The 406-nt window shown below is 48.5% G+C and carries 1 protein-coding gene; it reads left to right on the top strand.

Annotated elements, in window-relative coordinates:
• Positions 1–130: 130 nt before the first annotated feature.
• Positions 131–406: hypothetical protein (locus ASC93_RS31435; RefSeq protein WP_162251881.1), on the top strand; the 276-nt coding region annotated here is incomplete at its 3' end.

Genomic DNA, 406 nt, shown 5'->3' with positions numbered 1-406 from the left:
AGATTCGTAAACGGTCAAACCCATCGAGATCACGGATGGCATGAGTGCGACAGGATACATGCAAAGGAATAGAACTATCTTCGGACACTGAACTATTGCCGGTTAGAAATGATGGATATTATCTGGAGGTATGGCAGCCATGATTCGTTGGGGTGGCAAGATTGTCGTTCACTGGGGAGAAGAGATTTCCAATTGGACCTTTATTCAGCATCCCAATCTCGCCTATTATGAGCAGCGGCATGGAAACCTCGTCGTTTATTTGGAACGCCGGCTGTTTGGCGCGTACGTGATCAAGCTCTACCGGCTAGAACGCCTAGGCGTGTGTTTGCAGGAATACCAGGTAGATCGAAATGGCTCGGTGCTTGACCTGCTCGATTTAGCGGACTATTGGCTGGATACCTATCAA

Source organism: Massilia sp. Root335 (assembly GCF_001425685.1).
In the GTDB taxonomy this organism is placed as follows: Bacteria; Pseudomonadota; Gammaproteobacteria; order Burkholderiales; family Burkholderiaceae_D; genus Telluria; species Telluria luteola.
Note: the sequence above shows the minus strand (reverse complement) of the source record. Positions and strands in the feature narration are given on the sequence as shown.